Source organism: Pleomorphomonas sp. PLEO (genome assembly GCF_041320595.1).
Lineage (GTDB): Bacteria > Pseudomonadota > Alphaproteobacteria > Rhizobiales > Pleomorphomonadaceae > Pleomorphomonas.
In genome coordinates this window covers 3,122,918-3,140,481 of sequence record NZ_CP166625.1, presented here as the reverse complement: position 1 = coordinate 3,140,481, position 17,564 = coordinate 3,122,918, and the positions used below count along the sequence as shown (strand labels likewise).

General features: G+C 61.6%; 14 protein-coding genes. 9 read left to right on the top strand and 5 right to left on the bottom strand.

Annotation, left to right across the window (positions count from 1 at the left end; translation table 11 throughout):
• Positions 1–2: 2 nt before the first annotated feature.
• Genes kdpC through AB6N07_RS14515 form a run of 4 tightly spaced genes read left to right on the top strand, consistent with a single transcriptional unit; the run spans position 3 to position 4,502 of the window.
• Positions 3–572, top strand: a complete 570-nt coding sequence (gene kdpC, locus AB6N07_RS14530) for a potassium-transporting ATPase subunit KdpC (RefSeq protein ID WP_370673802.1) — start codon at positions 3–5, stop codon at positions 570–572.
• Positions 573–624: 52 nt separating this feature from the next.
• Positions 625–3,333, top strand: coding sequence for a DUF4118 domain-containing protein (locus tag AB6N07_RS14525; RefSeq protein WP_370673801.1), 2,709 nt, complete (start codon positions 625–627; stop codon positions 3,331–3,333).
• The gene (locus AB6N07_RS14520) at positions 3,330–4,022 is read left to right on the top strand and encodes a response regulator transcription factor (RefSeq protein WP_370673800.1); all 693 of its coding nucleotides are present in this window, start codon (positions 3,330–3,332) and stop codon (positions 4,020–4,022) included. The genes AB6N07_RS14525 and AB6N07_RS14520 overlap by 4 nt, the downstream gene beginning before the upstream one ends.
• Before the next feature lie 27 nt (positions 4,023–4,049).
• On the top strand, positions 4,050–4,502 hold the full coding sequence (locus AB6N07_RS14515; protein WP_370673799.1) for a PTS sugar transporter subunit IIA: 453 nt from the start codon (positions 4,050–4,052) through the stop codon (positions 4,500–4,502).
• A 7-nt stretch (positions 4,503–4,509) separates the two neighbouring features.
• On the opposite strand, the gene AB6N07_RS14510 is transcribed toward AB6N07_RS14515, so the two are convergent.
• Positions 4,510–5,289 carry an SDR family oxidoreductase gene (locus AB6N07_RS14510; RefSeq protein WP_370673798.1) on the bottom strand — a complete coding sequence of 260 codons (780 nt, stop codon included), beginning with the start codon at positions 5,287–5,289 and terminating at the stop codon, positions 4,510–4,512.
• Between the two features lie 453 nt (positions 5,290–5,742).
• Between AB6N07_RS14510 and glgA the strand changes: the two genes are divergently transcribed.
• Positions 5,743–7,251 (top strand): glycogen synthase GlgA, encoded by a 1,509-nt coding sequence (gene glgA / locus AB6N07_RS14505; protein WP_370678242.1) that lies wholly within the window; start codon positions 5,743–5,745, stop codon positions 7,249–7,251.
• Between the two features lie 164 nt (positions 7,252–7,415).
• Here the strand turns inward: glgA and AB6N07_RS14500 are convergent, their stop codons facing one another.
• Genes AB6N07_RS14500 through AB6N07_RS14490 form a run of 3 tightly spaced genes read right to left on the bottom strand, consistent with a single transcriptional unit; the run spans position 7,416 to position 9,941 of the window.
• Complete coding sequence (locus AB6N07_RS14500; protein ID WP_370673797.1) at positions 7,416–7,529, bottom strand: DUF2474 domain-containing protein; 114 nt, start codon at positions 7,527–7,529, stop codon at positions 7,416–7,418.
• Positions 7,529–8,533, bottom strand: a complete 1,005-nt coding sequence (gene cydB, locus AB6N07_RS14495; protein ID WP_370673796.1) for a cytochrome d ubiquinol oxidase subunit II — start codon at positions 8,531–8,533, stop codon at positions 7,529–7,531. Before cydB ends, AB6N07_RS14500 begins: the two co-directional genes overlap by 1 nt.
• Entirely contained in the window at positions 8,523–9,941 is a 1,419-nt protein-coding gene (locus AB6N07_RS14490; RefSeq protein WP_370673795.1) for a cytochrome ubiquinol oxidase subunit I, read from the bottom strand. The genes cydB and AB6N07_RS14490 overlap by 11 nt, the downstream gene beginning before the upstream one ends.
• Before the next feature lie 486 nt (positions 9,942–10,427).
• Between AB6N07_RS14490 and AB6N07_RS14485 the strand changes: the two genes are divergently transcribed.
• The 4 genes from AB6N07_RS14485 (at position 10,428) to AB6N07_RS14470 (ending at position 16,097) form a co-directional block, all read left to right on the top strand.
• A complete protein-coding gene (locus AB6N07_RS14485) occupies positions 10,428–12,764 on the top strand; it encodes a glucose/quinate/shikimate family membrane-bound PQQ-dependent dehydrogenase (protein WP_370673794.1) in 2,337 nt (778 codons plus the stop codon).
• Positions 12,765–13,073: 309 nt separating this feature from the next.
• On the top strand, positions 13,074–15,185 hold the full coding sequence (locus tag AB6N07_RS14480; protein WP_370673793.1) for a catalase: 2,112 nt from the start codon (positions 13,074–13,076) through the stop codon (positions 15,183–15,185).
• An 8-nt stretch (positions 15,186–15,193) separates the two neighbouring features.
• Positions 15,194–15,802 carry a cysteine hydrolase family protein gene (locus AB6N07_RS14475; RefSeq protein ID WP_370673792.1) on the top strand — a complete coding sequence of 203 codons (609 nt, stop codon included), beginning with the start codon at positions 15,194–15,196 and terminating at the stop codon, positions 15,800–15,802.
• Positions 15,803–15,890: 88 nt separating this feature from the next.
• Complete coding sequence (locus tag AB6N07_RS14470; protein ID WP_370673791.1) at positions 15,891–16,097, top strand: hypothetical protein; 207 nt, start codon at positions 15,891–15,893, stop codon at positions 16,095–16,097.
• A 115-nt stretch (positions 16,098–16,212) separates the two neighbouring features.
• On the opposite strand, the gene AB6N07_RS14465 is transcribed toward AB6N07_RS14470, so the two are convergent.
• Positions 16,213–17,370 carry an ROK family protein gene (locus AB6N07_RS14465; RefSeq protein WP_370673790.1) on the bottom strand — a complete coding sequence of 386 codons (1,158 nt, stop codon included), beginning with the start codon at positions 17,368–17,370 and terminating at the stop codon, positions 16,213–16,215.
• Positions 17,371–17,564: the final 194 nt, after the last annotated feature.

Sequence of the window (17,564 nt, the reverse complement as noted above, 5' to 3'; positions counted from 1 at the left end):
AGATGTTGAAACAACTACGGCCGGCTGCGGTCACTCTTCTCGCCATGGCGGCCTTGACCGGTGTCGCCTACCCGCTCGCCATGACAGGCATCGCTCAGGCGATCTTCCCTCACCAGGCGGCCGGTAGCCTGATCGAACGAAACGGAGTCGTCGTCGGCTCGGAACTCATCGGGCAGGCCTTTACAAGCGATGGCTATTTCCACGGACGCCCCTCGGCCGCCGGAAACGGATATGACGCATCGAGTTCGAGCGGATCCAACCTCGGCCCTGCCAACCCGAAGCTGATCGACCGCATCCGTGCCGACGCGGAAAAGCTGAAAAGCGAAAATCCCGGCGCATCGGTACCGATAGACCTCGTCACCACCTCCGGCAGCGGTCTCGATCCGCATATCTCGCCAGAGGCTGCCTATTTCCAGATCCCGCGCTTGGCCAAGGCACGGTCCATGGATCCGGCCTCGATCAAAACGCTGGTAGATAGTCAGATTGCGGGGCGCGAACTGGGTTTCATGGGCGAGCCAACCGTCAACGTGCTGAAACTCAACCTTGCGCTCGACGGCTTGCAGAAGAAGTGATCGAATCCAGTCGGGGCCGGTTTGCGGCCCCGACCCGCTAGACGAGGACGACATGCCGCTTCAGGACGATCGGAATGCCGACGACAGGCCCTCTCCCGACGCTTTGCTCGAAAGCGCAGAGCGGGAGAACCGTGGCCGCCTGAAAATCTTCCTCGGCGCGGCGCCCGGCGTCGGCAAGACCTATGAGATGTTGACGGCTGGTCGCGCCCGCCGCGCCGACGGGACGGACGTCGTCATCGGCGTGGTCGAAACGCACGGGCGACCTGAAACGGAGGCGCTGCTGGACGGGTTCGAGATCATTCCCCGTCTCAGCCTCGCCTATCGGGGGCGTCAGTTGGATGAGATGGACCTCGACGCCATCATCGCCCGCAGGCCCGACCTTGTTCTGGTGGACGAACTCGCTCACAGCAATGTTGAAGGCAGTCGCCATCCCAAGCGTTATCTCGACGTAGAGGAACTGCTCAGCCGCGGCATCGATGTCTACTCGACGCTGAACATTCAGCACGTCGAAAGCCTCAACGACATCGTAGCCCGCATCACCCGTATTCGAGTCCGCGAGACAGTGCCGGACTCGATCATCGACAGGGCCGACGACATTGAAATCATCGACCTCACACCCGATGATCTGATCAAGCGACTTCACGAAGGAAAAGTCTACCTGCCAAAGACGGCGACACGGGCGACGGCCAACTATTTCTCGCCAGGCAATCTCACCGCCTTGCGCGAGCTGGCGTTGCGGCGCACGGCGCAGCGCGTCGACGACCAACTCGTCAGCCATATGCAGGCCCATGCCATCGCCGGTCCTTGGGAAGCCGGCGAGCGTGTACTGGTATGCATCGACGAGCAACCGCGCTCGGCGGCCCTGGTTCGCTATGCGCGACGACAGGCCGACCGTCTCAAGGCGCCTTGGGCGGCAATCCATATCGAAACGACCCGCTCGGTAGCTTTGACAGAGGCGGGCAAGGATCGCCTGGCCGATCATCTGCGCCTTGCCGAACAGCTCGGAGGAGAGGCGGTTACCATCCCCGGTCAGGATATGGCGCGCGACATCCTCCGCTACGCCAAAGCTAACAACTTCACCCACATCATTGTCGGCAAACCCCACAAGGGACGCTGGCGGGAGCTGATCGACGGCTCGGTCTCGCACGAATTGATCCGCCACTCCGGCGATATCAGCATTCACGTCATATCGGGAGCGGAGCCGACAATCGCCCCGACAAAAGGCGTTCGTACGGCATCCCCCGCGACCACGATCAACATCAAGCCCTATGCGGTTTCCACGCTCTATGTGGCCGCTACGCTGGCGCTCAGCGGGGCACTCGATCGGTTCCTCGACGTGCGCAACCTCGCTCTGGTCTTTCTGGTATCGGTGCTGGCATCGGCCATCACCTCCGGATTGTGGCCGGCACTCTATGCCTGCGTCGCCAGCGCCCTCGCCTTCAATTTCTTCTTCCTTGAGCCACGCTACACCCTGACCATTCGCGACCCTGAAAGCGTGGTCGCCTTGGTGGTCTTTCTCATCGTCGCTGTCACTGCCAGCAATCTTGCCGCCCGTCTGCACCGGCAAGCCTCAACTGCTCGCCAGCGGGCGCGAATGACCGACGATCTGTACCAATTCTCGCGCAAGCTCGCCGGCACGGGCACGCTTGACGACGTACTCTGGGCGACGGCCTACCAGATCGCAGCCATGCTGCGCGTGCGGGTGGTGATCCTGATGCCGGAGAGCAATACCCTCGCCGTCAGGGTCGGCTACCCGCCCGATGACACCTTGGTCGATGCCGATATTGCCGCCGCCCGCTGGGCATGGGAGCATGAACAGGCCGCCGGTCGCGGCGCCGATACCCTGCCGGGCGCCAAGCGCCTCTACATGCCGCTGAAGACAGGACGGACACCGATCGGTGTGATCGGTCTCGACAACGACAAGCCAGGCCCGTTGCTGACGCCTGAAGAGCAGCGTCTGTTCGGCGCCCTCGCCGACCAAGCCGCCGTCGCCATCGAGCGTATCCAGCTCGTCGCCGATGTCGAGGCGGCCAAACTCGCCGCTGAGGCCGACAGATTGAGAACGGCTCTGCTGTCGTCGATCTCCCACGACCTGAAGACACCACTCGCCAGCATTCTCGGAGCCGCCGGCACGCTCAAAGACTATGCCGCCTCACTGCCGGACGCCGACCGGGCTGAGCTTGTGTCGACCGTCATTGAGGAATCCGAGCGCCTGCACCGTTTCATCGGCAATCTGCTTGATATGACACGACTGGAATCGGGTGCGATGCATCCGAACGCCTCGTTGCATTTTCCCGGCGATATCATTGGCAGTGCCCTCCGGCGCGCCGGCAGGCTTCTGGCTCGCCACCAGATCGACGTGTCATTGCCTGCCGACCTACCAATGCTCAGGGTCGACGCTGTGCTTTTCGAGCAGGTCATCTTCAATCTGCTCGACAACGCGGCAAAATACGCGCCACCAGCGTCCACCATCGCCATCCAAGGGTGGCGGGACGCCGGCCATGCGGTATTGCGTCTCGTCGACGAAGGTCCCGGCATCCCGCAAGAGGATCTCGAACGGATCTTCGACAGCTTTTATCGCGTCCGAAAAATAGACCACGTTCCAGCAGGCACAGGTCTGGGGCTGGCCATTTGTCGCGGCTTCATCGAAGCGATGGGTGGCACGATCGCCGCGACAAACCGATCAGATCGCTCTGGTGCCATTTTCACGATCCGCCTTCCCATTCCGCCACAAACAGAGTCACTGAAAGAGCCGTCATGACAGCGCCAGCGGTCAAGATATTGGTCGTCGATGACGAGGCACCGATCCGTCGGCTGCTGAGAGTCGGGCTGACAAACGAGGGCTATTCCATCCTCGAAGCCGCCGACGCCCGCGAGGCCTCGGCCAGCCTCAAGGAAGACAAGCCTGATGTGATCATCCTGGACCTTGGATTGCCCGACATTCAGGGCCACGACCTGCTCGCCAACTGGCGCGCCTCCGGTCTTGAGCTGCCGATCCTCGTCCTGTCGAGCCGCACCGATGAGGCTGGCATCGTCAAGGCGCTCGAACTCGGTGCCGACGATTACGTGACCAAACCCTTCGGCGTCGCCGAACTGGCGGCTCGCATACGCGTCGCCCTGCGTCATCGTCTTCAGCAGCAGGGCGAGCGCCCGGTCTTCCAGGTCGGGGATCTTTCGGTCGACCTCGTCAAGCGCCTCGTCAAAGTGGCGGGCCAGGAAGTGAGCCTTTCCCCCAAGGAGTACGACATTCTCCGCCTCATGGTTCAGCATGCCGGCAAGGTGCTGACGCATCAGCATATTCTTCGGCAGGTGTGGGCTGGATCGGCGGACGTACAGTATCTGCGCGTCTATGTCCGGCAACTCCGGCAGAAGATCGAGAAGAGCCCCGATCAGCCCCAATACATCCTCACCGAAACGGGAGTCGGGTACCGACTTCGCGTAGCGGACTGAACACCAAATTGTTGAAATGGAATGACTATGGAACTCGTCGACTTGATCGAGCCGCGAGACGTGCTCGTCGATTGCGCCGTAGCCTCCAAGGCGGAGCTTCTGCGTGTTTTAGCCGGTATGGCCTCGGAGCGGACAGGGGTGGACTCCAATGCAATCCTCGGGTTGTTGGTCAACCGCGAGCGTCTCGGCTCAACCGGCATGGGAAACGGCGTCGCCATTCCTCACGCCAATGCTCCGGAACTGATGACTCCGCTCGTTCTTCTGGTCCGCTTGACGCACCCCATCGACTTCGAGGCCATCGACGACATGCCCGTCGATATCGTCTTCATGGCACTTTCCCCGGCACAGAGGGGAGCGTCCCATCTGAACATTCTTGCCTGTATCGCACGGAGCGCACGTTCGGAGCCTTGGTTGAACGCGGTCCGCCAGACGCCATCATCGGCCGCTCTTCATAAATTACTCGCCGGCACGACCAACTGATCGGTCGTCAACGCAGCAATCCCTGGCCGCCGTCGATCCAGATGGGCGTGCCGGTGATATGGGACGACGCATCGCTCACCAGGAAGGCGATGAGATGGGCAACGTCTTCCGCCCGCCCCGGCTGGCCGCCCGTCAGGGGCACTTGCCCTTCCGGCCACACAACTGGAATGACGGTCTCTTCCTCGGCACGAACCGTCGTGCTGTCATCGATGTTGGTCTCGATCGCCCCTGGACAGACGGCATTGACCCGGATGCGATGACGCCCCAGCTCCAGCGCCAGTTGCTGCACCATCGCAAGTTGGGCCGCCTTGGTGGCCGAATAGGCGGTGGCGCCGGGAGAGGTGAACGTTCGCGTCCCGTTGATCGAGGAGACGACAACGATGGAGCCGCCGTCCCCGTTCTTGAGGTGGGGCACAGTAAATCGCAAAGTCAGGTAGGTGCCGCGCAGATTGATGGCGATCGTCTGATCCCACTCCTCGGCCTTGATGTCCTCGATCGGTGCCCAGGTGCCGTTGATGCTGGCATTGGCAACCACCGCGTCCAACCGTCCGAAGCGATCCATGAGCTTTGAAACCGCCGCGCTCATTTGGTCCTCTTGGGAAATGTCGGCGTCGAGCCTCTCAACGTCAGCACCAGAATCGCGCAGCAGTTTCGCCACCTCCTCGAGTTCCGATGGCGTGCGCCCCAGCAGCCCCACGGCAAAGCCGCTCCGAGCCAATTCGATGGCTGAGGCCCGTCCTATGCCAGATCCCGCGCCTGTAACCAAAGCAACTTTTGCAGTCGACATTCGTTTGTCTCCCGGTAATAACGTCAATTATACCTAAAGTTGTAGTTCTCTTTGCAACAGAATTGATGGTGTTTCAGTCGTTCACTAGCTCAGCCGCCTTCCGATAAAGGACTCAATGGAGTATGATGTGCGTCGGCCGCGTAGCTCTCGGTTGTATCGCCTTCGGCCATCGCCACTCCCAGCGTCTCAGTTCACCGTCGGGTCTGTTTTGATTTCCGGCGCAGCGTCGATTGACGAGCCTACGGGTGCGTCCATTCGCGGATCGAACCGTGTCGTCAAACGATTGTGCTCCTAGCGTGCGTTCTCTCTTTTCGGGGAACCAATGCATGACGGTTTGGTTCCAAACCATGTGAGATGTCGGATCGTCGTCCGGCAGAATAGGTTGGCGCACCCGTGACCCGGAAACTCGAAATCCCGCCCTTCGACAGCGACGACGAACAGGCCTCCGACCGAATGGAACCGGACACACATGCCAAGGTTCATATCGTGAGGCGGTTCGAACCGCTGGCCGTGCTGGCCGTTGCCTCGGAAGCCTTTCCGGTGATCAAGACCGGCGGGCTCGCCGACGTCATCGGATCGCTACCCAAGGCGCTGTTGTCTCAGGGCGTCGGCGCGAGAACACTCGTTCCGGCCTACCCGGCCGTGCTCGCCAACTGCCCGAACAGAGAGATCGTCGGGCAAATGTCCGTACTCGGCGAGGAGGTCACCTTATGGGCCGGCCACTGCAACGAACTGGAGTTGCTCCTGGCCGACTGCCCGGCGCTGTTCGACCGGCTCGGTGGTCCCTATCTCGATGATCGGGGCAGGAACTTCATCGACAACTGGCGGCGCTTTGCCCTCCTGTCAGCGACCGCCGCGCGCGTCGCCGCCGAAGGTGTGGATGGCTGGCGGCCTGATGTCGTCCACCTCCATGACTGGCAGGCAGGTCTTACGGCCGCCTACATGCGGGCGGCGGGCATCGATATTCCGATCGTCCTCACGATCCACAACCTGGCCTTCCAGGGTCAGTTTCCCGCCAGCATATTTCCGGCCCTAGGGCTTCCCGACCATTTCTTTCACATGAATGCTCTGGAGTATTATGGCGACATCAGTTTCTTGAAGGCCGGCATCCGAATGAGCGACGCCGTAACGACCGTATCGCCAACCTATGCCCGGGAAATTCTGACGGAAGAACAGGGGATGGGTATGGCGGGCGTGTTGCAAAGCCGGCGATCGGTCCTGTCCGGCATCGTCAACGGCATCGACGAAGACATCTGGAATCCGTTGACAGATTCCCATATCGCCGCGAACTATGACCTTGAGAGCCTCGAAGCGAGACAGGCGAACCGCGAGGCGGTCGAGCGCGTCTACGGCCTTACGCCGGGGGATGGAGCGATCCTCAGCGTGATCAGCCGCCTGACTTGGCAGAAGGGGATCGATCTTCTAGCCCCCGTATTGCCCGGCATCATCGACCGGGGCGCGCGCTTGATCGTCATTGGCGAGGGAGATCCCAGCATCGTCTACGGCCTTGCCGAGCAGACCCGAAAGTACTCCGGCCGCGTTGTGGTGCACCTCGGCTTCAGCGAAGAGTCCGCGCATCTGCTGCATGCGGGAAGCGATATCGTCATTCAGCCATCCCGTTTCGAACCCTGCGGTCTCACTCAGCTTTATGCCCTGAGGTATGGCGCCATTCCGATCGTCGCCCGTACCGGCGGGCTGGCGGAGACGGTGATCGATGCGAACGAGGCAGCGATTACCGCGGGCGTGGCAACAGGCTTTCAGTTTCGTCCCGGCTCGGTGGAAGATCTTTACAACGCCATCGATCGCGCGCTGACGACCTTTGAGAATGCTCGCTCTTGGCGGCGGTTGCAGACGCAGGCCATGCGGACGGATTTCGGCTGGGGACGAAGCGCGGAGCGTTATGCGCGGCTTTACCGGCAGCTCATTCGTGATCACGCAGGCTCTATGCCCGGGCACGCCTAACCTTCCGCCGAGGCGGCTAGCTAAAGAGGCTGACGCGAAATTCGCTGGGGCGAGGCAGATGGCGATGGTTTCGAGAACCGGAGCGGAGCGGACTTAACGTCCGTGAGCGCCGGAAGCGCAGAAATCGAAGCTAGATGCCCGACCCAGTAGAGTTTCGGGTTAGGCTATGGCATCAACCAGAACCTCAGTCCCGCTGAGACGGCGAGGACGACTCCCACCCCTGCCAGCCAGTAGCCGAGGAACCACAGAAGGCGCACCAGCGTCGGGCGGATCGTCATCAATGGTAGCCCTCCTCCGGCCGGACCTTGCCGCGGAAAACCCAGTAAGCATAACCGGTATAGGCTAGGATAATGGGGATCAGCACCAAGGCTCCCACCAATAGAAAGGCAAGACTCGCGTGTGGCGCAGCCGCGTCTTGAATGGTGAGCGACGGCGGGACGATGTAGGGATAGAAGCTGATGCCGATGCCCAAGAAACCCAAAACGAACAGCCCCAGAGCAGCAAAAAATGGCGGACTGTCCTGACGGCGGTTGAGGCCGGATATGATGACGGCCACGCAGGCCAACACGAGCAATGGCACAAGAATGCTGAAAATCACCGCCGGAAAGCTCAGCCAGCGGCCGAGATAGTGCGTCCCGATCAGCGGCGTCCACAAGCTGAAAACGCCCATGGCCAAAAGGGTGAGATAAGTCGCCGGCCGGGCGATCTTGCGAGCTCGGGCGGCAAGATCGTCCGTGGTCTTCATCACCAGCCAGGTCGCCCCCAGCAGCGCATAGCCGATGACCAAGGAAACACCGGTCGCCACTGAAAAAGGCGTCAGCCAATCCCACCAACCTCCGGCATAGGAGCGGTTGGCCACTCGAATGCCTTCGATCAGCGCGCCAAGCGCAATGCCCTGGGAAAAGGCCGCCACCAGCGACCCGATGGCAAAACCCCAGTCCCAGACGGGCAACCAACGCTTGGTGCGCCAGCGATATTCAAAGGCGACACCACGGAAAATCAATCCCAGCAGCATGGCAATCAGCGGCACATAGAGCGCGGTGAGAACCGTCGCGTATGCAAGGGGGAAAACCGCCATTAGGCCACCGCCGCCCAGCACCAACCAGGTCTCGTTGCCGTCCCACACCGGGGCAACCGTGTTCATCATCGTGTCACGGTCACGCTTTTCTCGAAAGAACGGGAAGAGGATGCCGATCCCGAGATCGAAACCGTCCATCACCACGTAGGCCAGGACGGCAAAGGCGATCAGGAAGGCCCAGACGAAAGCAAGATCAATGCCCATCGTTCTCTCCGTGCGGCGTGCCCTGAGCAGGCCCTGGCGTGATGCCGGCCGTCCTGACCGGTCCCTTGTCCAGCTCTGTTTCCTCCAGTTCGGCCGGGAGGCACGCCATCAGGCGCAAAAGATAGAAGACCCCCGCCCCGAAGACGAAGAAGTAGGCGATGACGAAGGCCACGAGCGATGTCGCCACGGCGGGAGCGGCGATCGGCGACACGGAATCCGCCGTCAGCAAATGCCCATAGACGGTGTAAGGCTGGCGACCGACCTCGGTCGTGATCCAGCCGGCAAGCACGGCCACGAACCCGGCAGGCCCCATGGCAACCGCCGCCTTGAGCAGCCAGCGATCGGTGGTGAGACGCCCCCGCCACCAGGCGACTGCCGACCATAGACCGAGCAACAGCATCGCGGTGCCGAGCCCGACCATGACGCGGAACGACCAGAAGACAACGGCGACGGGAGGCTCGAGTTCGTCGGGGATGGTGTCGAGGCCGGCGAGCGGCTCCTTCCAGCCATGCTTCAGGATGAGGCTCGACAGACCGGGGATCGAGATGGCGTAGTCGACCCGCTTGTTCTTTTGGTCGGGCAGTCCGAACAGGATGAGCGGCGCGCCGTCGGGATGGCTATCGAAATGGCCCTCCATGGCCATGACTTTTGCCGGCTGATTTTCGAGCGTATTGAGGCCATGCTGATCGCCCGCGAAGATCTGCAGCGGCGCCACGACTGCCACCATCCCCATGGCCATCGTGAACATCGTAGCGCTACGCCGAGGCGCATGCGCCTTCAGGAGATGCCACGCACCGCAGGCACCGACCACCAGCGCCGTGGTCAGATAGGCCGCGAGTACCATATGCACCAGACGATAGGGAAAAGACGGGGTGAAAATGATCGCCCACCAGTCGAGCGGAACGAATTGGCCTACATCGTTGATTGCAAACCCCTGGGGTGTCTGCATCCACGAATTGGCGGCGAGGATCCAGGTCGCCGACAGCAAGGTCCCGACCGCCACCATGCCGGTTGCAAAAAGGTGCAGGCCGCGGCCGACCCGCTTGAGGCCAAACAACATGACGCCAAGAAAGCCTGCCTCAAGGAAAAAGGCCGTCAGAACCTCGTAGCCCATGAGTGGCCCGATCACTGGGCCGGCCTTGTCGGAAAAGTGGCTCCAGTTGGTACCAAACTGGTAGGACATGACGATGCCCGACACGACGCCCATGGCGAAGGCAACCGCAAAGATAGTTTTCCAGAAGTCGAACAGCTCCTGATAGACTTGCCGCTTGGTAACGAGCCACAGCGTGTTGAGCACGAAGAGATAGCTCGCCAAGCCGATGGTAAAAGCAGGGAAAACAATGTGAAAAGCGATTGTAAAGGCAAACTGCAGGCGCGCTAACAGCAGGGCATCCAGGTGTTCAAGCATCGGGCGCGCTCCCTTCCCTGCCGGTTGGTCCAGCCTAAAGGTGGCCGGCCAGAAGAATACAGCCGGCATAAACGACCGGCCCGCAGCGGCTCAGGTGGATCTTCCCACCCCGCGCCAGCACTGCATGGTCTCACGCGCAACGTTCGTTGTCCGATAAAGTTCCTGCGAGCGGCCAGAACGCGCAGGCCCGACGAGAGTGGCCCCTACCGCGGGACCGCGTGGGGCAGGAACTGCTTTTGACTCTCTCCACGCCTGAGATTTCCGCCAAGGCGGAACGCCCCGATCATCACGAAGAGGCCCTTCAAGCCTCGCAACAGTGGGCTGACGCGCATTTTCCGGTCCAGCCAGTGTGTATTTCGGCACTTTGTACCAAACCCAGGACCAACGAACTTGTTCCCGCGTGGACCTTAAAAGTGGCGCCGCCAGGGAACCAAACACGCTCTGGGAGCTTCCCTAGTTGGCATTCCATGCAGGAGTCGGCGGGCTATGGTAACCTTCAGCGTTTTTCTGGTCGGTCTGTTCGGACTGATCCTGTTCGGGGGTGGTATCCAGCTCATCCTCCTAGGAGGCAGCGCCTACTACGTTTTGGTCGGTGGCGGCATGCTGATCACCGCCGTTCTGCTTTACCGACGAAGCGCTCACGCCCTAACCGTCTATGCGGCGCTCGTGTTTGCCACGTTGGTATGGGCGCTGTGGGAAGTAGGCTTCGACTGGTGGCAACTCGGGCCGCGCGGCGGTGTGCTTGTCCTCGTCGGCCTCTGGTTGCTTCTGCCGTTCGTGCGACAGCGTCTCGATCGCTCCGCGACGGTGCCACGGTTCTGGAGTGTGCCAGCCCTTGCCCTGACCGCTGCCTGTATTCTTTCGGCAGTTGTTGCGGGCTGGTCGATGGTCGGCGATCCCTACGATCTGGCCGGCCATCTGCCTGACAAGCGAAATCAGCCGACCATCAGTCCCAACGGCGGCGTGCCGGACGCCGAATGGTGGCAATATGGCAGAACGCCGCTCGGGCAACGCTATTCGCCGCTGACCCAGATCAACGTCGACAATGTCGATAAGCTCAAGGAAACCTGGCGCTATCAGACCGGCGACGTAAAACGCCCCGATGACGTTGGCGAGACCACCTATCAGGTGACGCCACTCAAGGTCGGCGACACGCTCTACCTCTGCACGCCCCACAACTGGGCGATCGCGCTCGACGCGGCAACGGGCAAGGAGAAGTGGAAATACGACCCGCAGGCGGGCCTCAATGCCGACCGCCAGCACCAGACCTGCCGGGGCGTGACCTATTATCACGACACCGCCGCCGCGGCCGGCACCCCCTGCGCCGAACGCGTCTATCTGCCGACCTCCGACGCGCGGCTCATCGCCCTTGATGCGCAGAACGGCACCGTCTGCGCCTCTTTCGCGGACCAGGGCGCGCTGCACCTCGAAGCCGGGATGCAATATAAGCCGGACGGCTATTACTACTCCACCTCGCCACCGGTCATCGTCGGGCGAAAGATCATCATCGGCGGCGCCGTCAATGACAACTACTCCACAAAGGAGCAGTCCGGCGTCATCCGCGCCTTCGATGTCGATACCGGCGCCCTGATCTGGAACTGGGACTCTGGCAATCCCACGGAAACCGCGCCACTGCCGCCGGGTCGGACCTACACGACCAACTCGCCGAACAGTTGGTCGGTGTTCAGCGTCGACGAGGCGCTGGGGCTCGTCTACGTCCCTCTCGGCAATCAGGTTCCCGATCAGCTCGGCATGGGCCGCAGCGCCAGTGTCGAGAAATATTCCTCGTCGATCGTCGCGCTGGACATCAACACCGGACAGGATCGCTGGGTCCGCCAGACCGTCCACCACGACCTCTGGGACATGGACGTGCCGGCGCAGCCTGTCCTGCTCGATCTGACCAAAGCCGATGGGAACACGGTGCCGGCCCTCGTCGGGGCGACCAAGCAGGGCGACATCTACGTCCTTGATCGCCGGACGGGAGATCCGATCCTGCCGGTGACCGAAGTTCCGGCTCCCGGTGGCACCATTGCGGAAGACGTCTCTTCCCCGACCCAGCCGCTGACCGCCCTCACCTTCACGCCTCCACCTCTCCAGGAGAAAGACATGTGGGGCGTGACCATGTTCGACCAGCTTGCCTGCCGCATTCGCTTTCACGAGCTCAACTACCAGGGCCGCTACACGCCGCCCTCATTGAAGGGCTCCCTGATCTACCCGGGCAATTTCGGCGTGTTCAACTGGGGCAGCATCGCCGTCGATCCGGAACGGCAGGTGATGTTCGGCATGCCGACTTATCTCGCCTTCACCTCGCGATTGGTCCCCAGCGCGGACATCCCGCCGCGCGGTCAGGACCAGAAAGGCAGCGAGCAAGGGCTCAACCGCAATGACGGCGCCCCCTATGGCGTCTTCATGGGGCCATTCCTCGGTCCGCTGCAGATCCCCTGCCAAGCGCCACCGTGGGGCTACGTCGCCGCCGCCGATCTCACCTCCGGCAAGATCATCTACAAGCACCGCAACGGCACGGTGCACGACATGACGCCACTGCCTCTACCCTTCAAGGTCGGCGTCCCCGGCATCGGCGGCCCGATCATCACCAAGGGTGGCGTCGCCTTCCTGGCGGCGGCGGTCGACAACTACCTCCGCGCTTACGACCTCACCACAGGCCGCGAGCTGTGGAAGGGCCGCCTGCCAGCCGGCGGACAGGCAACACCGATGACCTATGCCCTCGGCGACGGCCGCCAGATGGTGGTGATCGTTGCCGGCGGACATGGATCGATTGGCACCAAGGCGGGCGATTACGTTCTCGCCTATGCTTTGCCCTAAGCTAAATGGCGCGGGAGAAATCCCGCGCTTTTTTTCTACGTTGGCCTCATTTGCATTGTTTTTGCGGTCTCGCACGACCGGGTAAATTTCCCCATCGGCGGAACAAATACCGACGCTTGTGGTTCTGCCTTCAAAGCGTGGCGGCCGATCAGCTCGCCTAGAGTCCCAAGTTCCGTCACCGCGCTCCCCCCAGCGAGCCCCTCGAGTTCCACAGACCTTCCACGACGAGAGGACACGCTAGGTCGACGTGAGGCCAAGCCGGTGAGCTGGCCCGACCCTTCAAGAGTTTCCATTGAGGAGCAAAAAAGAATGGCCAGGCAGGCAACGCAAGACAAGCGCACAACGACGAAAATCCATGATCAGACACTGCTGCGTGGCGAAGGCGGCGAACTGCACCAGACGAGAGCTGGCGACACTCCTGTTCTGACCACGGCACAAGGCGCCCCGGTTGCCGATGACCAGAATTCGCTGAAGGCCGGAACGCCCGGCCCAAGCCTGATTGAAGACTTTCATTTTCGCGAGAAGATCTTCCATTTCGACCACGAGCGCATCCCCGAGAGGGTGGTGCATGCCCGTGGTTATGGCGCACATGGCTATTTCGAGACCTATGAGTCGCTCGCCGACTACACCCGCGCCGACATTTTCCAGCGCGCCGGCGAAAAGACGCCCGCTTTCGTCCGCTTCTCAACGGTGGCCGGCTCCGAGGGCTCGGCCGATCTGGCCCGCGATGTGCGCGGTTTTGCAGTGAAGCTCTATACCAAGGAAGGCAACTGGGACATCGTCGGCAACAACATCCCGGTGTTCTTCGTCCAGGACGCCATCAAGTTTCCGGATGTCATCCATTCGGTGAAACCAGAGGCAGATCGTGGCTTCCCACAAGCGCAATCGGCACACGACACGTTCTGGGACTTCATCTCGCTGACGCCGGAATCGATGCACATGATCATGTGGGTCATGTCCGATCGGACCATCCCCCGCTCCTTCCGCTTCATGGAAGGCTTCGGCGTTCACACCTTCCGCTTCCTTAACGCACGCGACGAGTCCACCTTCGTCAAGTTCCTGTGGAAGCCCAAGCTCGGGCTTCAGTCGGTTGTGTGGAACGAGGCGGTGAAGATCAACGGCGCCGATCCCGATTTCCATCGGCGGGACCTTTGGGAGGCCGTCAAATCGGGCAACTTCCCGGAGTGGGAATTGTGCGTCCAGTTATTCGATCAGGCGTTTGCCGATAGCTTCGATTTCGACGTGCTCGATCCCACCAAGCTTATCCCGGAGGAGATCCTGCCACCTCGCCCCGTCGGGCGGTTGGTGCTCGATCGGATGCCGGACAATTTCTTCGCCGAGACCGAGCAGGTCGCTTTCATGACGCAGAACGTGCCGCCGGGCATCGACTTCTCCAACGACCCGCTGCTGCAGGGGCGCAATTTTTCCTATCTCGACACACAGCTGAAGCGGCTCGGCAGTCCCAACTTCACGCATCTTCCCATTAATGCGCCGAAGTGCCCGTTCGCCCATTTCCAGCAGGACGGTCACATGGCGATGCGCAATCCGGTTGGCCGCGCCAACTATCAGCCGAACTCGTTGGGCGAAGGGCCGCGCGAAGATCCGGCACAGGGCGCGCGCTCGTTCCGCGAACCCATCGAGGGCCCGAAGGCAAGGCTGCGGCCGGAGAGCTTCGCCGACCACTACAGTCAGGCACGGCAATTCTTCAACAGCCAGACCGGGCCGGAGCAGAAGCACATCGCCATGGCGCTGACTTTCGAGCTCAGCAAATGCGAGAACCCGGTGATCCGCGAGCGGATGGTCGCCCATCTCCTCAACATCGATGAGGCGCTCGGCGCGACGGTGGCTGATCGGATCGGACTTGAGACCTTGCCCAAGCCGGCCGATGCCGCGGTGGCGCCACGCGACGATCTACCCCCCTCACCTGCCCTCAGCATCATCCAGAACGGTCCGCCGAGCTTCGCCGGCCGCAAGGTGGGTGTCCTCGTCTCCAACGGCTGCGACGGAAAGCTTCTCAAGGCCTTGCAGATGGCGATCGAAAAGGAAGGCGCCACCGTGGAACTGATCGCGCCCAAAGTGAGCGGTGTCGTTACCGCCGATGGCACTCAACTGCCAGCCAAGCACATGATCGACGGCGGCCCCTCGGTTTTGTTCGATGCCGTCGCGCTCATTCTGTCCAAAGAGGGAGCTCAGATGCTGGCCAAGGAAGCGGCGGCACGCGACTTCGTGGCAGATGCCTTCGCGCACTGCAAGTTCATCGCCTACAGCCCCGAGGCCGATCCGCTGTTCGAAAAGGCCGGTTTGGAACCCGATGCCGACGAGGGGCTCGTTCCTCTCGACGGCGCCGCCTCGATAGCGACCTTCGTCCAAAGCTGCCGCAAGCTTCGCTTGTGGGCGCGCGAGGCGGCCGTCAAGCTCTGAGAACGCCAATGGTCCATCAAGGTTTAATCCATGGGCCGCTGGGGCCGGGCACGCTGCATCTCTGCGTGGATATGCAACGCGTGTTTGGCCCCGGCTATCCATGGGCGATGCCGTGGTTGGAACGGGTTAGGCCGACGATCGAGGCGATCTGCGCACGCCATGCCGATCGTACCCTCTTCACACGCTTCATTCCCGCGGCCCATCCCGGCGAGGGACGCGGCACCTGGGCGCGCTACTACCGGCGCTGGGCTGACATAACGCTTGAGAAGCTCGATCCCGAAGCCATACGGATCATTCCCGCCCTTGAACGCTTTGCGCCACCGGCGCGCGTGCTGGACAAGCGTGTCTACTCGCCGTGGACCGAGGGACAGCTCGACGCGATGTTGTCAGGTTCCGATGTCGATACGCTGGTCATCACCGGCGGAGAAACAGACGTCTGCGTACTCGCTTCGGCGCTCGGTGGCATCGATCGTGGCTTTCGCGTCGTTCTGGTTGGGGACGCGCTCTGCAGCTTCTTCGACGAGACGCACGACGCGCTGATGGAGCTCTATCTCACCCGCTTTACCGAACAGCTCGAAGTCGCGACCGCCGAGGAAGTTCTGGGAAATTGGCGCTAGCCGGTAAACCAATCCCAGCCTCGAGTGGAACCACAAGGCCGCTCGCGGGTTATCCTTTTGAAGTTGCCCGCCAAATGCAGAGAAAGCCATGACGAACCGTCTGCAGGATATAGAAGACGAGTATCGCGACTATCTCATCGAAAGCGGCGATGCACCGCCGAACATTCTCGAACTCACTGCGCAGGATTTCGTCAGCCGCAACGAAGATCTCGCCGCCCCCGAGGGGCGATTAGGTGGCGAACGCTGCGATCCTCGCATCACAGAAATGGCCGCGCTGATCGGCTATCAGTCCTGACGCCCAGCCGAGGCGCGGTAACCCCCGCCTTCGGGCGTTCGCCTCGGCCACCTCTCCCCGCGTGGTACTCCGGTTCTGCCGGGCACGCGGGGTTTTCTTTTGAGTCCGACCGACCTCAGCCGCTCGGTGACCTTTCAAAATCAAAAATACCCTGTGTTGCCAAGGCCGCGGCACCTCGCGCCCACGAGCCAGGCACCCAATCCGGAAGCAGCTCCGGCTTGGAAAAGAACACGCGCTCTTCCATGGCCCGCCGAATTGGTCCGATCAGCGTCTCGCCGAACTGCACCGCCTCGCCGCCGACAACGATGATTTCCGGATCGAACAGATTGACCAAATCAGCAAGATGGTGGCCGATCCGCGCGCCGGCTTCTTCAAGAATGGAAACCGCGTCCGTGGTGCCGGCTTCAACCGCCGAGGCAAAATCGGCTCGCGACGCCGACATCGTACCGCGCCCCGCTCGCCAGACCTCCAACATATATGGTTCGGCCGCGTGGGCCATCAGACAACCGTGACGTCCGCATTCACAGAGTCTGCCACTCGGGACGGAGGTAATATGACCAAACCTGCCGGCAACATTGCGAGCACCGCGGTAGATCTCGCCATTGATAATCAGTGCGGTACCAATTCCGGTTCCCACGGCGAGTGCGACAAAGTTCCGGCGATCGCGGCCAGCCCCGAATAGCTTTTGTGCGACCGCAAAGGCGCTGATGTCATCGTCGATCCAGGTGGGTACATGCACATGCTCTCCGAGCAACTCGCCGAATGGCAAGTCATGCCAGCCGAAGCGCGGGCTCCGACGACAGATGCCGCTGCTGACATCGACTTCCCCGGGAATAGAAACCCCGATCCCCATGACTTCGGACTGTAGACGTCCGCTCTCGGCGAGCATCTGGGGCATAGCCTCCGAGATTGCCTTGATCATGCCGGCCGGGCTGGTGTCGGATATCGGCGCATGCCAAGTCACAAGAGGATTGGTCGCAAGGTCGGTCAGCACGCAATCGATGCCGTCGGCGTTGAGTTTGAAACCAAACGCGAGATGGGCCTCGTAGTTGATGTCGATCGGAACCGGTCGCCGGCCGGTGGCGCCGCTCACCGCTTCTCGCTCGATGATCAAGGTCTCTTCCACCAGCTCGGCCACCACGAAAGTGACCGCCGCCGGGCTGAGGCCGGTGATGGTGGCGATCTCCGCGCGCGAAACGGGGCCATGGCGGCGCAGGAGGTTGAGGATGAGCCGACGGTTCAGCGCCCGCGATGTACTGGAATTGCCCCTCACGATTTCCTCTTAGTTTATTTCTTAAATTAACTCTTGGCGCTCCGCCAAAACTAGGCTATCAGATTCCATATGGCAATCGGGGAGAGGTTGCCCGCGCGGTTTATTTCCGCGCTGGAGGTCAAAACAACAGCCTTGAAATCGTTGAGCTTCGAGCGGGTGACCGTTCGAGAATGCCTCGTCATGTCTCGGGAGGA

Bases quoted from the DNA above. Each gene is read 5' to 3' on its own strand.
- kdpC (WP_370673802.1), top strand. From the start codon at position 3: ATGTTGAAACAACTACGGCCGGCTGCGGTCACTCTTCTCGCCATGGCG.
- AB6N07_RS14525 (WP_370673801.1), top strand. From the start codon at position 625: ATGCCGCTTCAGGACGATCGGAATGCCGACGACAGGCCCTCTCCCGAC.
- AB6N07_RS14520 (WP_370673800.1), top strand. From the start codon at position 3,330: ATGACAGCGCCAGCGGTCAAGATATTGGTCGTCGATGACGAGGCACCG.
- AB6N07_RS14515 (WP_370673799.1), top strand. From the start codon at position 4,050: ATGGAACTCGTCGACTTGATCGAGCCGCGAGACGTGCTCGTCGATTGC.
- AB6N07_RS14510 (WP_370673798.1), bottom strand. From the start codon at position 5,289: ATGTCGACTGCAAAAGTTGCTTTGGTTACAGGCGCGGGATCTGGCATA.
- glgA (WP_370678242.1), top strand. From the start codon at position 5,743: ATGGAACCGGACACACATGCCAAGGTTCATATCGTGAGGCGGTTCGAA.
- AB6N07_RS14500 (WP_370673797.1), bottom strand. From the start codon at position 7,529: ATGACGATCCGCCCGACGCTGGTGCGCCTTCTGTGGTTCCTCGGCTAC.
- cydB (WP_370673796.1), bottom strand. From the start codon at position 8,533: ATGGGCATTGATCTTGCTTTCGTCTGGGCCTTCCTGATCGCCTTTGCC.
- AB6N07_RS14490 (WP_370673795.1), bottom strand. From the start codon at position 9,941: ATGCTTGAACACCTGGATGCCCTGCTGTTAGCGCGCCTGCAGTTTGCC.
- AB6N07_RS14485 (WP_370673794.1), top strand. From the start codon at position 10,428: ATGGTAACCTTCAGCGTTTTTCTGGTCGGTCTGTTCGGACTGATCCTG.
- AB6N07_RS14480 (WP_370673793.1), top strand. From the start codon at position 13,074: ATGGCCAGGCAGGCAACGCAAGACAAGCGCACAACGACGAAAATCCAT.
- AB6N07_RS14475 (WP_370673792.1), top strand. From the start codon at position 15,194: ATGGTCCATCAAGGTTTAATCCATGGGCCGCTGGGGCCGGGCACGCTG.
- AB6N07_RS14470 (WP_370673791.1), top strand. From the start codon at position 15,891: ATGACGAACCGTCTGCAGGATATAGAAGACGAGTATCGCGACTATCTC.